Raw genomic sequence first — 14,537 nt, forward strand, 5'->3', positions numbered from 1 at the left:
GCCTTTTGTTTTTATTAACGGAAATATTTATAAAATATAAAAAGAAAGGCTGAGCATGAAGAAAATTGCGTTAATTAATCCACCATTTAGGGAAGTGAAACATACTATTAGAGATGCTTTTCCATTGGGATTGGGGTATATAAAAGCATATTGTGAAAGCAAAGGCGTGGCTTGCGATTTATTTGATTTTTCGTGTACAAAACTCAATGATGAAGAATTGGTACAAAAATATGGATTAAATGATTATGAAATAATAGGAATTTCAACTTATTCTTTGTTTTTTAGTGATACTGTCAATTTGATAAATATTCTTAAAAGAAAATCTAACTGTATTGTAGTTGGAGGACATCATGCATCTCTTTGCGGAAAAAAACTTTTGGAAGACTTTCCTAACATTGATTTTTGTTTAATGGGGTTTGGCGAAAAAAGTTTTTATGACTTTGTTTGTAAGTTGGATACCGATGATATTTATTCTGTAATGGGACTTTGTTACCGAAAAAATAAGCAGTGTTTTGAAAATTCAATAAACTATAACGGCATAAATATCAATGAGTTTCCAATTCCAGATCGCTCGGATATTTATGTTGATGCGGCGAATTATGAATATGATGCTACAAAAGAAGTTATTCATATTTCGACAAGCAGAGGATGTCCATATCGCTGTACATATTGTGTAAATTGTAAAAATAACTATTGGCTTGTTAGAGATGAAGAAAATGTTATTGATGAATTGCATAGGGAATTCACTAAAGGTGATTTTAAATACATTAATTTTGTTGACTGCAATTTTTATGTTAATCCAGATAGAGCTGAACACCTTATTGAAAGAATTCGCTCGGAATTTCCTGGTGTTAAATTTTCTTTTCAAACAAGAAGTGACCAAGTAGTTCAGAATATGGTTCGATTGAAAAAACTGCTTTCGAAAGGTGATTGTAATATAACGTTGGGAATTGAATCAAATAGTAAAACAGTACTTGAACGATATAAAAAAGGTACTAGCCCAGAAATAAATCAAAAAGCAATTGATTTTTTAAAACATACACAAGGACAAATAATAGTCTATATGATAATGTTTGAGGCTTTGGAATCGTTAGAAGATATTAGACTGTCCTTTGATTTTATAAAAAACAATGATCTACTTGATTACTCGATGGTTGGAAATATATATCAGACACTTGTTCCATTTTATGGTTCCGCTTACTATGATGAATTTCACGATTATTATACTGGTTCAATACATCAAAGGACACATCCAAAGTTCGTTGATAGACGAGTTCAAAAACTTTATGATGCAGTATGCGATTTTAGAAATGAGTATGAAGATAGAATTGCAAGTGCGATTTTTGGTCTCTTGAATAAGACTAGAACGGATTTGGAGAATGAGTATTTATTTTTCTTGACTCGAATTCAATACATAGTGTTTGAATATTTGCTTGTTGTTTGTGAAACCTATAAAATATGTGAATTGGCATTGCTGGATGGAACAGACTTCAAAACAAGTTTGGATTGTATCCTGAAATATACGGAGGAAAAGTTAAATGAAAACAATGATGTTTATTAGACCACCTTTCAACGGCATGGATAAATATATTCCTCCGCATCTCGGAATTGCAACTCTTTATAGCTATTTGAACTCAAAATTTGCTTGGATCAAGTTTTCTTTGGTTGATGCATTAGCGGATGGATTAAATGTAGAAGAAGTTGTTAATATTATTGAAAAGACTCGACCAGATATACTTGCCTTTACAGTTAAGACGATGCAAAATGTACAAACTAAAAATATAATTTTAAGAATTAGACAGATTTATAATCCGCTTATAATTTGCGGAGGGAATCATGTATCTGTTTCTCCACGCGAATTTATTAAAATTGGAGCTGATTATGCAATACTTGGAGAAGGAGAACAAGCAATAGAAAAGATCATTAATTTTGAATACTGCCACTCTGGAGAAAATCTAAATGAATGTAGTAATATTTGCACGAAAAATACGCCTGCTTATTTTGCGCTAAAGCCGTGTGCTGAAATTGCGGGAAATGGAATTGTAACGCCAGACTGGTCGTTGTTTAACTTACATAAATATAATGAGAATATTCACATGAATAAGGACTCATATGCTTTACCGATTATGGCATCAAGAGGATGTCCTTTTAAATGTGATTTCTGTTCAACACATCTTACTTGGACAACGCAGGTTCGCTATAGAAAAGCGATAGACGTTGTAAATGAAATAAAACAGTGCCAAGAAAAATGGGGAATCTCAGATTTTCATTTTTATGATGACAACCTTTTAATAAATTTTGCTTGGGTTTCTGAATTTGTTAATTTGATTGGTTCAATGAATCTGAAAATTAATTGGATTTGTTTATCGCGTCCAGATATAATCCTTAAACATAAAGAACTTCTATTACTTATGAAAGCTGCTGGATGCAAAGGATTTGAACTTGGATTTGAAACAGATGATGATGGGTTATATGTGACCATGAACAAGAAAAATGTGAAAAGTACTTTCAGAAAAGCCTATGAGGTTTTATGCGATACAGGGTTTGAGATGATCGAGTTTTTGGTTATGTCGTTTTATATTGGTGAAACGTTACAATCTTTATACAAAACAAACTTAGCGTTACGACAATATAAAAAGCAGAGGGCTTTTTTTGTCTCTTCAAGATATTTTGCAACGCCATTTAAAGGAACAGAGTATTTGAAGAGAGCAAAAGTGGAAGGCATTGATTTATATCCAGGCGATGAATATCGATATGCTATTTTCTTGAATTATATGCCGAAAAGTTTTTTGACGAGCTCATTAACTAACTTTTCAGTTAATTCTGTTGGACTTAAATTCCAATATAATCTATTGGGAATTGATAATATCATATATAAGAACGAATTTGAAAAACTAATGGTAATAATTCCTTTGGAAGATTTTGCTCAATTGGTAAATGAATTATCAAAAAAGAATAGAACAATCCAAGATTTGTGCAACAGCATACATTTACTTGGAAAAGCGGCTGGCATTAATAGCATGTTGCCAATATATGAGTATGTGGGCAGAATAATTGAATTTTGCATTGCTACTGATGTAATGAAATATAATTTATGATCTCTCGGAATTCTGATAGATCATGCCAGCGAAACTCTGGCATTGAACTTTGACAAGTAAATATTATCTAAAACGGAAAAAAATGGGTACAAAAAATAGACATAGGACTGTTACTATGCCGGAAAATGAGGTATGATACCAGTAGGATCATGCTACATTCAAGATCAACTTTTTGCAGGGTGGATTCGAAATGCAGATCCCAGGCATCCAGATGCTGTAGCATCAGGATGTGATAGAGGCGGCAGTACCACATCTTAGATGAGCGGTGTCTGCTGCTTTCTAATTGAAAGTCTATTTTCTCACGTTTATTTGAGCGTTCTGCTGAAGTCCGGGCATTATATTCCAGTTTCCATTCTTTGCTGTCGCGAGGCGGAAAATTGATCAGCCTTGGGTTATCTTTCATTGCAAGGTGAACAGTCCTGCCATATTTGGAATCTGAGCAGGGATTGCTGCAGGAGCATCCGTATTTACGGCTGGCAAGGGGACAACGGAATTTTAATCTTGCTTTCGATGGCTCCGAGCCATCATGGTTCATTTTCCATCCGGCTTTGCAGACAGGGACACCATCTTTTCCAATTGTGAAATCTTCTTTGTACTTTTCTTTGATGCCACGCTTTTCATTCAGGGCAATAAAAGGCCGGATGCAATTTTTGCGGCAGTACAGATAGTAAGGCATGGCATCATGGGCAGAATCCAGAAGCCATTTACTGACATGAAGATCCGGAAGGAACGCTTTAAAACGGAAATAAGTTTCAAGGAATCCATGGGAATCATGTTTGGAGGCAGGGTGAAGCAGGGAAAATAATGGAAGGTCACTTTCTGAGTTTGCAGCAACCAGCATGTAGAGAGCATAGTCATTATAAAAACAATCCCTGGAAGAATCCCATCCGATATCACAGTTAGGCGGTGAAAAGAAGCGGTCGCAGCTGCAATCCGTAATGCCTTTTTCCAGGCAGTCACAAACGTGGTGCTTACGCTCGCATGCAGATGTGACTACAGGAGTACCACCTCCGGCAACAGAAAGATTGGAAGGATCAATCAAACCTTTGAATATGGAGACGGTCAAAAACTCATGACTGTAAATCTTAAAGAGGGATGCGTAAGGCTGGTCATCGATGGAAAAGAAGTATTTTCCATCGATTTAAGTAACTGTTCAACGGTAACCTTTTCAATGGATCGGGCTTTAGAACCTTTCTGCGCTGGCTGTTTTACTTTTTTCTTTTTGAGAGGACGGATATGAGGAGAAAGGTTGTCAGAATCTGAATCCAAAAGTTTCCTGAAAAAGGCATAAAAAGTACCAACACCAGGAGTGTCCCCAAAGTCAAATCCACTAAAGATAGCATAAAGAGGATTGATCTTAAGCTGAGCAGCCCAATCGGTAATAGAATGGACTTTAAAATCAATAGATAAAAGATAAGAACGCTGCATACAGGAAGGAGTTCTTGGGGCAGGACCAAACCTGGAATATTTGTCTGCCAGTATTTTATCTGTGAAAGAAAGATCAAGATTCCAAAAACGTTCAATAATGTCCCACATGCCACGGGAAAGGAAAGAGGAATCAGGATAATATTTACGAAGATTAGTAACAACAAAGTTCTGGTAGTCAGCATGACTGCCGCAATTAACAGGTAACAAGAAAATCGCCTCCAATCGAAAAATGTACTTTTGATCAAGGGTGCGAGACACAGCATTTTTCGGTAGATTTGTCAAGGGATTTTGGCAAAAAAAGTGGGGGATTTTATAAAATAAGGAATCTGAATGCCTTGATTTTACTGGGCTGAAGATTCCGAGAGAATATATTTTTCACAGGAGGTAAATAAGTGAGATTCCTTTTCTGCAATTTAAATAGTCTCCCACCATTTCATCAGTCAGGTGCAGAGATTACAATAGATGAGTTTTTGGAAGAACTTAGCGAAGCTGGACATTCTGTTTATAGTATCATATGTAACGAGATACCACTTTTGCGTATGGGTGAAGTTCGTAAAGTTGTGCAGAATGGATATAGCCGAATAAAATCTCCATATTGTAAATTGTTTTTTAATTCAAAGGATAATTTTCAGGAAAAAGCAATAGATATAATACATCAGATTCGGCCAGATGTTATAATATCTCAACTTAATTTTTTAAAACCTTTATATGAATATTGTGTACAACAAAATATTCCGTTATTTTACTTAATACATGGAATCAGTAGCACAGGTATCCATTCTGATAACGAAATAAATATCTTACAGAGTCAGACTGTGAAGGGAATTGTATGTGTTTCTAACTTTGTCAGAGAATCCTTGCATCCTTCATTAAAAGAAAAGGTTGTTGTGATTTATCCGCGAATTCCAGAATTGAGGTACAAGGCTAGAGAACTTTATAGAGATAAGATATTATTTTTTAATCCCATCAAATCAAAAGGAATTGAAATAATTTCTCATCTTGCGAAAGTATTTTCAAATGAGATTTTTGAAGTCAAAGAAACATGGGGGAATAATATAATTAGATCAACAGATAAAAGAATATTCCCCTCCAATGTTATTATTAATAAAATTGAATATAGATTTTCTGATATTTATAATCACTGCAAACTTCTTTTGATTCCATCACAGATAGAGGAAGGTTATGGTCGAGGAATTATTGAGGCAAATATTAATTCGCTTCCTGTCATTGCGAGTAATATTGGAGGAATACCAGAAGCGGCAGGTGATAAACAATATTTGATTGATGATTATAGTAATCCAGAAGCTTGGATATATATGCTAGAAAAATTATTAAATTCGACAATGTATTACCAAAAATGTTTGGATGCTTTAGACAATTCTAAGAGAGTTAGTATGAGATATAACGAGCATTCATTTTTGGACTATATTAAACAAGCTTTATAATGAATAATGAGTAATCTGTACCCGACTGAGGCGCCTGTCCGGACGAATTGAGCCAGTATTCTGTTTTAAACTAAGCCACTATTCCGGCGAAAATTGAGCCGCTTTCTGATGTGACCTTTATAATGAATACAGACGCAATTATGCGCCAGGTTTATTCAAAGGAGGGCATCACCGTGACAAATTACAGAGAAATCCTCCGGCTTAAAAGCCAGGGATACAGCGAGAGAAATATTGCCCTTGCTGTTTCGGGTTCCAGAAATACCGTTTCCGATGTTCTGAAACGGGCTGCTTCTCATCAGATCAGCTGACCATTAAAAGTCAACACTACGAATGCAGATCTGAAAAAATCCTGTATCCGCAGGTTTCTGACAGCCACAAACGTCTGCCAGATTACCAGCGCATCAGAAAAGAACTGATGCGCAATGGTGTAACAAAAAAGCTTCTTTGGACGGAATACGTCAATGAGTGCCAGATGGCAGGGGACGGTCCGTTGGTGTATTCCCAGTTTTATTATTACACTCAGCAGGATAAGGAAAAACACCGGGCAACCATGCATATTAACCGTAAACCCGGAGAGCAGGTTGAAGTCGACTGGGCTGGTAATCCTGCCCATATTACTGATTCTGTAACAGGCGAAATAAAGAATGCCTATGTCTTTGTTGGTGTCATGTCCATATGCTACAGTTTTTGAGCGGCGTTCCCAAAATCCTTGTGCTGGATAATACAAAGACGGCAGTCGTACATAATCACAACAGGAACGATCAGGAACTGAACCGCTCATACCATGAACTCGCTGAGTATTACGGCACTGCCGTTATCCCGGCAAGAGTACATCATCCCAAGGATAAACCAAATGCAGAAGGCAATGTAGGGCATGTATCCACATGGATCATTGCAGCCTTACGTGACGGACAGCTCTTTCACTTGAGGAACTAAATCGGTCCATTCAATTGAAATTGAAAGCTTATAATGAACGGAGCTTTCAGAAAAAGGCTGGTAGCCGGTTGAGTCTGTTTTGGGAAGAAGAACTGCCTTATCTGGTAAAGCTTCCAGCTGTTACGTATGAAACTGCAGAATGGAAACAGGCAACCGTACAGTATAATTATCACATAAGTGTAGATCAGATGTTGTATTCTGTGCCGTATTCCTATATCGGAAAAAAGGTCGATGTCTGGGTGACGGATTCGATGATTGAAGTTTACTATAAACAGGATCGTATTGCTTCCCACCAGCGCCTGAAAGGCCGGTCCGGGCAATACAGCACCGAAACAGAACACATGCCTTCGAATCGTCAGAAATATCTGGAATGGGATGGGGAGCGCTTTCGCAAATGGGCTGCATTGATTGGAACCAATACTGTAAAAACGGTAGATGCTATTCTTACATCCAAACCAGAGGAGCAAAGTATTACGGAGGTGGCAGCCATGTCGAATGAATCCACGATAAATAAACTTGTTGAGATGCATATGACCCCAATGGCAAATGCTTTCCAGGTGCAGCTTTCCGATCCAAACATTGGACGACTTTCGTTTGAAGAACGTTTTACGTTGATGGTTGATACCGAATACAACAGCCGGAAAACCAGTTGCCTGAAACGCCTTATCCATAATGCAGGATTCGATCAGCTGGAAGTTTATATTGGTGATATAAATTATACTTCCGGCAGAATGCTCGACAGAAATCAGATCGGACGTCTGGCAGGCTACGGATACATTGCAGATAAACGGAACATTTTTATTACCGGTGCTACGGGGTGAGGAAAAACATATCTGGTATGTGCCCTGGGGATGGAAGCATGTAAGCAGTATTACCAGACTTTATACGTACGCCTTCTGGATCTTCTGATTGAATTGTCAGATGCCAGAAGAAATGACAGCTATGATAAAGTGTAAAAAAAATACACGAAACCTGCCCTGCTGATCATTGATGAATGGCTCCTGCTTCCTTTGAACCGTGAACAGCAACCTGATATTTTTGAAATTCTGACAAGGAGATATCATAAAAGATCCACCATTTTCTGTTCCAAACACAGGGAAGAAGGCTGGTACCAGCAGTTAGGCGAAAACGACGCACCTCTCACCGATGGAATCTTTGACCGGATTGTTCATGATGCTTATCGGATCGAGATTGAACCAATTGATCCGTCAAAAGATATTTCCATGAGAGAAATCTACAGTTTTCCAAGATAAGTAAAGCGGTGGCTCAGTTCATTTCGGACAGGTGGCTCACACCACACCGGAATGGCGGCTCCGCCGCACCAGAATATTCAAATAATATGAAAGTGAGAAAGTATATGTATCTAAAACTTCTGAAACATAAAAGTTTTATGGCTTTTTGGGGAACGACCACTTTTTTTCGATTAGCATCGAATATTCTTCAATTTGCATTAGCAATTTATGTTCTTGACATGACGGGCTCTGCTTTTATTTATTCCACAGTTCTAGCGATTATTATTATACCGCGAATTATTCTTTCATCGGTTGCAGGATATATTGCTGACAGGAAAGAGTGTTTACAAATTTTAAAATGGAGTGTTCTAGGATTATTTGTTCTGATGGCATGTTTTTGGATTATTCATGTATTCTTGATGCCGTTAAATATTTTGTTGATTTATGTTTTAGTAGTTTGTCTGGAGTTGTTTGAAACCCTTATTGCACCTTCTGAAGGAAAAGCTCTCATGTGCATCGTTTGTGAAAATGAACTTGCGGCAGCAAGTAAAATTTCTTCCCTAGATGATGGAATAGTAGAGATCTTATCACCAGCCGTAGGAAGTCTTTTTTATGGATTATTAGGGTTAACGAGCGTCTTGATGATAACTATGACACTTGAAGGAATTTCATTTTTGTTAACATTCATGATTCATGTTAAATCTGGATATATATCATATGAGGAGGAAAACAAAGAAAAGAATGTATTTTCATTGACTCAAACAATTAGTGCATATAAAGAGGCTGCCCTCTACTTAAAGAATGAGAACTCCATAGTTTATCTTCTATTTTTCGCGCCTATTTTTAATTTCTTTGTCAACCCTCTATTTTCTGTTACGACATCTCATTACATAAGGATATCAATGGCTGCTAGTATGGAAAAGTATGCTATGTTTAATTCTGCTCTAGGAATTGCTTCATTAGTTGCTCCGTTTATTGCCATGGTGTTAATTCAAGATGAAGATGAAAAAAAGGCTAATATGATAAGTTCTCTTTTTTGTGCTGTTATTTTGTTCATGCTGACTTGCTTTTTACATTTCAAAAGTTCACAAATATCACCAAGCAATTTATTATATAGTGTAACGATAATTATGATGATTTTGGTCGTGGAAGTAACCACTATGAGCATTGCAACTTCTATCACGCTAAAAAAACGTATTCCGGAGTATATAATGGGACGAATATTATCCATAATTCAATTGTGTGCAACTATTTCTGTGCCAATTGGACAGCTGTTTTATGGTATATGCGCCGATTGTTTTCCAATTACATTTTCTTTTTTAATCTCTTCTTGTGGGCTTGTCTTTTCTTTTATTATAATGAAGAAATTTTATAAGAAAAGTATAAAAAATAAGAAATGATAAAAATATTATCTTAACATAAAAAAATATAGTGAAAATAAAGAATTTCAAAATGATGTTGGATAAATTATTACATATTAGTGTGAGATAGAAAGCATTTTTAATATATATGGAGAATTTTGTGCGCACCTATATACAAAATTGGTTTGAAATGAATTACAACTGGCTGTATAAAAAGTAATTTATTAACTGCTAGGAACTGAATATTTAAGGAGGGAGAGTTATATGTCTGGAATTTTATTGTTTTCTCCGCATCCAGATGATGTAGAGTTTACTCTCGGAGGCACAATACTTAAACATAGTATATTATATCCTGTAGAGATTGTTGTTATGACTGACGGTGCTGCCGCTGCAAATGGTTCAAGCAAATTACGTCGATTAGAATGTGAAAAGATAAGTTCACTGTATCCTAATATTCATTATACGTATATGGATTTTAGTGACATGGGAGTTGAAAAAAATAGTAAGGAACAGCAAATTTTAATAGTACGAATAATTCGACAAAAAAAACCGGGAATAGTAGTTGTTCCATCTGAATTTGACATACATCCTGATCATGTTGAAACGAAAAATCTAGTAGAGAGATGCGTTGAGATGGCTTCGTGTACTCGATTTATTGCAGAAGCAGGTCGTCCTTATAATTGTAAATTTATTGTAAGCTATCGTTTTCCGGGAAAAAGTCGCAGAATATTTGACACTACACCTAAATTATATATTGATGTCAGTGAAGTATACGATAAAAAAAGAACTCTAATCCAAATGTTTAAGAGTCAAATTAGCAATAAGGAAAATGCTATAAAAACAGAAATAAATACAAATTTATTGTCAGTTATTGAAGCGAATGATATATTAAATGGTAGTAAAATTGGGACACAATTTGCAGAAGAAGTTAGTTTAATTAAAGGATACTTAGCAATAGACAATTTATTTCGTATACTTTTTTAGAATGCTGGCAAATAGCATAAAAGAAAGCTTGGTTTTTGCAGAGATATTTCCAGGTGAAAAATTTCCGCATTTTATTGTTGATATAGTACATGCCCTGTCTTATTAAGGGACAGTTCCAAAGCATCTTATCTAAGACAATCTGAAAGTAGCTGTTACCAGGCACTGTAAATATGAACTGGTGCTCCAGGTATCCTTTTTATGTCTGGAGATTTTCTATGATATGTAAGCGTCTCAAAACATGATGTAGTGACTTATCTGCCCATTCTTGATATACTGTAAATCATTACATATCAAGGAGGAACTGAATATTCTTGTTCGGTAACACCGCTAGTCCAGCAGATGGGAAAACGCCTGTCCGGGCTGGCGGGAACCGCTTATGCGAGTTTACTCGCGTAATGTTTTGTCTAAGCCATAAACCTCCCGCATTGAGATGTCATGTTCGGTATCAATATTTGTAATGTTGATGCGATAACTGTCATGGGCAATACGGTCAATGATTGCATCTGCCAGTGGGCTGTCATCCCCACCCAGTTAGTCGTACCATTCCTTGAACTCATACTGGGAGCAGAAAATCGATGAAAATTTCTTGCGTCTCCGATGGAGGAGTTCGAATATATCCCTTTGTTCTGATTCCGTTGGTTTCAATAGGAGCCATTCATCCAAAATCAGGACAACAGGATTGGCATACTTAGCCATTCCCTTTTTGTAGCTGTCTTCTGTCCGTGCCATCTCCAGATCAATAAGCAGATCAGGTAGACGGACATATTTGGTATGGTTTATGGATAACGAACAGGATCCCCTTTTAGAGTCCCTGGATGATGAAGCAGAGACAGAGAAATTTAAAATTACGTTTTCCAGCCTGCAGGCAGACTGTGACCAGATGATAGGGGATATTCAGGAAGAGTGGATTTCCAAGTGTTTTGACCTGTTTTTCGTTGCAGCAGAAGCTGGGAATCATCTTGGTTACGATTCCTAGGAGCAGGATTATTTTGGAATCGATAGAAGTGAGGCCTGGACCGAAGATGAGGAAAAAGAAAAGTTAATGCGGCTTACCAAGAGTGAACTGATTGCGGCAATGCACCAGTGTTTTAAGGTCTATCAGTCTTATGTTGAACCTCAGTACCGGTATGACAACTTGACTGCGACCATGGCATTTGTAAAAGGTGAGCATACGGACTATCTGGGAATTGTAAAGAAAATTGAAAAACTATATGAAGCGGCCAGTAAAGAACAGGGGGCTTATGCAAAATACACAAAAGCCTGGCAAGAGCTTGAACGCTTTGCAAGGGAAATCCCGAATGAAGTATGGATATTCTAAGGAAAGATGAGTGAGGAAGTGTGCATGGCAAGGGTATTATACGATTTATGTAAAAAGGACGGAACGGTGATGGTTTACTCCATCACCGGCCTGGAAGTGGTGGAAACAATCGGATGTAAGCTGCTGGATGTTTACAATTCTGCGTGTTATGGACATCTGATAAAGCATACTTATTCTGCGGAGATGATTGACCGTCCGCTAAGCTGGCAAAAAGATATTGTCCTTCTGACGGAATATAATCAAGTTCGCAAGGAATTTCTACTGAAGCATAGACGTACACAGGGATCTTGACATCTTGTTCCCAAAATACAAAAATGAGTTTATTCAGAAATGGCAGGGAATGAAGGACTAAAATAATGTCTTTATTTCAAGCTCAATGCAGATAATTTTTGAAATCATTAACATAAACTTTGATTGCAAAAATGTAGCCTATCACCTATAATACTTATTAAAGAAATAATCGGTATCAGCACTACAATCAGTGTATGAATACAAATACTCTTAAGAAAGGGGGATTTTTTATGAAAACGAATCGTGTGTGGAGGGTTCACATTTCCTAAAATCTAACCCTCCAAATAAATTCTGGAGGAAATAAAATGGAAAATCGAATTACTGTCCGTGAGGCAGTCACGCAAACCGAAGTTGCCACTTTCTGGGAACAGCTTTATAATTACTATAATCGTGATATCTTTCCTGATTCTGATGATGAGAGAGATTATTTCCTTGGTGCTGAATATCGCCAGCATATGGAAACAATTCATAACAGGCTGCAGGATCGCTGTTATTATCTGCTTTTTTATCAGAAAGAGCAAAATGTAGGAATTGCAATGCCTGTGATTTTTACAAGCGAGGATGGAAAATGTTTTATTATGGAATTTTGTGTTTACCCTGAATTCCGTGGAAATGGTATGGGAAAAGAATGCGCCAGTGTACTTCTAGAGTGGGCTGAAAAAAATGGTGCACTTTATGCAGAACTGAACTATGGCGGTGATATTTGCCGAAAAGATTTTTGGCAAAGCATAGGTTTTGTCCAAAATGGTTTTGATCAATGGGGAGATCCCTTAATGCTCTTTCCGCCAAAAGAAAGCATTCCAATCTCAGTGGAAATACTCGCGGATCCCGAAGACTGGCAACTTCAAAAACTGGAAAATGGTTTTCGGGATGAAGTCGGAGTTTCTGTATTAACAGCAGAAATGCGTAGCAGGCTTACTAATGCTATACAAAACGGTGGAACCACATTTTTTCTTGCCAAGCGTGGCTACCGAGCAGTTGGAATGTGCAGTGTAACTAGATATTTCTCTTCTTCTATTTGCTATGAGATAGGAATCTTGTCTGATCTCTATGTAGAGCCGGTGTTTCGCAAAAAGGGTATTGCGCAGATGTTATGCAAGGCAGCAATGGATTTTTGTAAGGAAAACAATATTACAAATTTATCTGTTTTTTGTAATTCTCAAGAAGAAAAATTATTTCAAGATCTTAATTTCAACCCTATTTTGGACATTATATTAATGCATTTTAATTAAGACGCATTTTTTTTGGGGGGGGGCTGTCGGTTAATAGCAAATTTCGGCATCCCCAGTAGTAATTGAAAGGATCCCAACAGGGACAGGGCTTATTAGCCTTCTACCTTGCGAGGGATCCTTTTTTCTATGAAAGATGGAATTTATTTTGTAAAGGTCAAACCGCTCGCCTTTTACTCAATCTATTTTTAGTGCATACTTGAGAAAAACAACAGATTTTTTCAAGGAGATACTAAAAACCATGGATCAATGTACAGTAAACGGTAGAACACCGGTACCTTGACAAATATCAGGCCGCTTTTAGCGGCTGTATCATTTTTTCTCTGCCTTCTTAGGTTTTCGGATATGCGCTGGCAGTGTCTTTGACCAGGGCAGAAGTTCTTCGAGGAAATCTGTATTTTTATCGCTTGTATGTTTTGGAATCTCCGTCAGCAGATATTCAAAGTAATCAAAAGGCTTCAGGTTATTCGCTTTTGCTGTTTCTGCGATGCTGTAGATGATTGCAGAACTGGAAGCTCCGTTGATCGTATCGATCATCTGCCAGTTCTTACGGTTATGTTCTTAAGCACATAACCGTAAAAACTGGTAATTAAGATCATCCAGTATTTCAGAAGTCAGTTTTTTCCCTTTAAACTCATAAAAAGCATCCCGTTTTGGGTTTTGTCCACGGGTCAGCCAGATAAAAGCAAGGTCTCTTTCACAAAGTTCTACAATACGGTCAACAGAACGTACCCCGCGCATGTTTGCGTAAGTAACTACAGCATACATCATGATTGGGTTATACCCGGTTCTTCCCTTATCTGAATAATTGGCCAGCAGGCCGGAAAAATCTAAATCCTCCATCACTTTTTTCAGGGTATAGACTGGATCGTCGTCGAGTAAACTCAATTCAAAGAAACTAAAGTTAATTTTCTGTTGCCCTAATTCAAAAAAGTCTGTATAATAATTAGTTGTTAGCATAGTTACATTATAACATGTAACGGAGAGAAAGATGGTTGTCGTTAGCCATCTTTTTTTCTTTTTATAATAAAATAGGGTAGAGGGAGAATAAATTTTCCTCGCCCCTCCCATTGAACCGCACGTACGGGTCTCGTATACGGCTCTACAACTTATATTCCAACTTTAACTAAGTAGTAGGGAGACCGTTTCAAGTTTTGTGTAAACGTTAAAAACTGATATAAGATTTGTGAATAGTTACAAATGGGCAGAGCTGAT

At 37.0% G+C, this 14,537-nt stretch carries 17 protein-coding genes and 1 pseudogene; 13 read left to right on the forward strand and 5 right to left on the reverse strand.

All coding sequences use genetic code 11. The features are described 5' to 3' along the window. Window positions 1-55 precede the first annotated feature (55 nt). Both ACESTK_RS18600 and ACESTK_RS18605 read left to right on the forward strand, forming a co-directional pair. A complete protein-coding gene (locus ACESTK_RS18600) occupies window positions 56-1,561 on the forward strand; it encodes a radical SAM protein (RefSeq protein WP_373120461.1) in 1,506 nt (501 codons plus the stop codon). Beyond that, a complete protein-coding gene (locus ACESTK_RS18605) occupies window positions 1,539-3,098 on the forward strand; it encodes a radical SAM protein (RefSeq protein WP_373120463.1) in 1,560 nt (519 codons plus the stop codon). The genes ACESTK_RS18600 and ACESTK_RS18605 overlap by 23 nt, the downstream gene beginning before the upstream one ends. 67 nt (window positions 3,099-3,165) lie before the next feature. Here ACESTK_RS18605 and ACESTK_RS18610 read toward each other — a convergent pair whose 3' ends face one another. Continuing rightward, the gene (locus ACESTK_RS18610) at window positions 3,166-4,164 is read right to left on the reverse strand and encodes a hypothetical protein (protein ID WP_373120464.1); all 999 of its coding nucleotides are present in this window, start codon (window positions 4,162-4,164) and stop codon (window positions 3,166-3,168) included. Further along, entirely contained in the window at window positions 4,161-4,733 is a 573-nt protein-coding gene (locus ACESTK_RS18615) for a hypothetical protein (protein ID WP_373120465.1), read from the reverse strand. The genes ACESTK_RS18610 and ACESTK_RS18615 overlap by 4 nt, the downstream gene beginning before the upstream one ends. A gap of 185 nt (window positions 4,734-4,918) precedes the next feature. Between ACESTK_RS18615 and ACESTK_RS18620 the strand changes: the two genes are divergently transcribed. From ACESTK_RS18620 to ACESTK_RS18650, 7 genes and pseudogenes are all read left to right on the forward strand, one after another. After that, window positions 4,919-5,971 carry a glycosyltransferase family 4 protein gene (locus ACESTK_RS18620; RefSeq protein WP_373120466.1) on the forward strand — a complete coding sequence of 351 codons (1,053 nt, stop codon included), beginning with the start codon at window positions 4,919-4,921 and terminating at the stop codon, window positions 5,969-5,971. A 173-nt stretch (window positions 5,972-6,144) separates the two neighbouring features. Continuing rightward, the gene (locus ACESTK_RS18625; RefSeq protein WP_373120468.1) at window positions 6,145-6,279 is read left to right on the forward strand and encodes a hypothetical protein; all 135 of its coding nucleotides are present in this window, start codon (window positions 6,145-6,147) and stop codon (window positions 6,277-6,279) included. A gap of 107 nt (window positions 6,280-6,386) precedes the next feature. Then, window positions 6,387-6,662: a hypothetical protein gene (locus ACESTK_RS18630; RefSeq protein ID WP_373120469.1), complete on the forward strand. Its 276-nt coding sequence runs from the start codon at window positions 6,387-6,389 to the stop codon at window positions 6,660-6,662. Then, window positions 6,647-6,907, forward strand: a complete 261-nt coding sequence (locus tag ACESTK_RS18635) for a hypothetical protein (RefSeq protein WP_373120470.1) — start codon at window positions 6,647-6,649, stop codon at window positions 6,905-6,907. The genes ACESTK_RS18630 and ACESTK_RS18635 overlap by 16 nt, the downstream gene beginning before the upstream one ends. A 68-nt stretch (window positions 6,908-6,975) precedes the next feature. After that, window positions 6,976-8,160: pseudogene (locus ACESTK_RS18640) on the forward strand (ATP-binding protein). 8 nt (window positions 8,161-8,168) lie between these two features. Then, a complete protein-coding gene (locus ACESTK_RS18645; RefSeq protein ID WP_373120472.1) occupies window positions 8,169-9,539 on the forward strand; it encodes an MFS transporter in 1,371 nt (456 codons plus the stop codon). Window positions 9,540-9,764: 225 nt separating this feature from the next. After that, on the forward strand, window positions 9,765-10,484 hold the full coding sequence (locus ACESTK_RS18650; protein ID WP_373120473.1) for a PIG-L deacetylase family protein: 720 nt from the start codon (window positions 9,765-9,767) through the stop codon (window positions 10,482-10,484). A 531-nt stretch (window positions 10,485-11,015) separates the two neighbouring features. Here ACESTK_RS18650 and ACESTK_RS18655 read toward each other — a convergent pair. Next, entirely contained in the window at window positions 11,016-11,342 is a 327-nt protein-coding gene (locus tag ACESTK_RS18655) for an ATP-binding protein (RefSeq protein ID WP_373120482.1), read from the reverse strand. Here ACESTK_RS18655 and ACESTK_RS18660 point away from each other — a divergent pair. From ACESTK_RS18660 to ACESTK_RS18675, 4 genes are all read left to right on the forward strand, one after another. Next, window positions 11,263-11,460 (forward strand): hypothetical protein, encoded by a 198-nt coding sequence (locus ACESTK_RS18660; RefSeq protein WP_373120474.1) that lies wholly within the window; start codon window positions 11,263-11,265, stop codon window positions 11,458-11,460. The genes ACESTK_RS18655 and ACESTK_RS18660 overlap by 80 nt on opposite strands. Window positions 11,461-11,526: 66 nt before the next feature. Continuing rightward, window positions 11,527-11,802: a hypothetical protein gene (locus ACESTK_RS18665; protein WP_373120475.1), complete on the forward strand. Its 276-nt coding sequence runs from the start codon at window positions 11,527-11,529 to the stop codon at window positions 11,800-11,802. Between the two features lie 24 nt (window positions 11,803-11,826). Beyond that, on the forward strand, window positions 11,827-12,093 hold the full coding sequence (locus ACESTK_RS18670) for a hypothetical protein (RefSeq protein WP_373120476.1): 267 nt from the start codon (window positions 11,827-11,829) through the stop codon (window positions 12,091-12,093). A 305-nt stretch (window positions 12,094-12,398) separates the two neighbouring features. Then, window positions 12,399-13,325, forward strand: a complete 927-nt coding sequence (locus ACESTK_RS18675) for a GNAT family N-acetyltransferase (RefSeq protein WP_373120477.1) — start codon at window positions 12,399-12,401, stop codon at window positions 13,323-13,325. 309 nt (window positions 13,326-13,634) lie between these two features. On the opposite strand, the gene ACESTK_RS18680 is transcribed toward ACESTK_RS18675, so the two are convergent. Both ACESTK_RS18680 and ACESTK_RS18685 read right to left on the reverse strand, forming a co-directional pair. Further along, entirely contained in the window at window positions 13,635-13,859 is a 225-nt protein-coding gene (locus ACESTK_RS18680; protein WP_373120478.1) for a transposase domain-containing protein, read from the reverse strand. A 24-nt stretch (window positions 13,860-13,883) separates the two neighbouring features. Further along, window positions 13,884-14,393: a transposase gene (locus ACESTK_RS18685; RefSeq protein WP_373120480.1), complete on the reverse strand. Its 510-nt coding sequence runs from the start codon at window positions 14,391-14,393 to the stop codon at window positions 13,884-13,886. Window positions 14,394-14,537: the final 144 nt, after the last annotated feature.

Origin of the sequence: Ruminococcus sp. Marseille-P328 (assembly GCF_964249465.1) — a bacterium.
In the GTDB taxonomy this organism is placed as follows: Bacteria; Bacillota; Clostridia; order Lachnospirales; family Lachnospiraceae; genus Blautia_A; species Blautia_A faecis.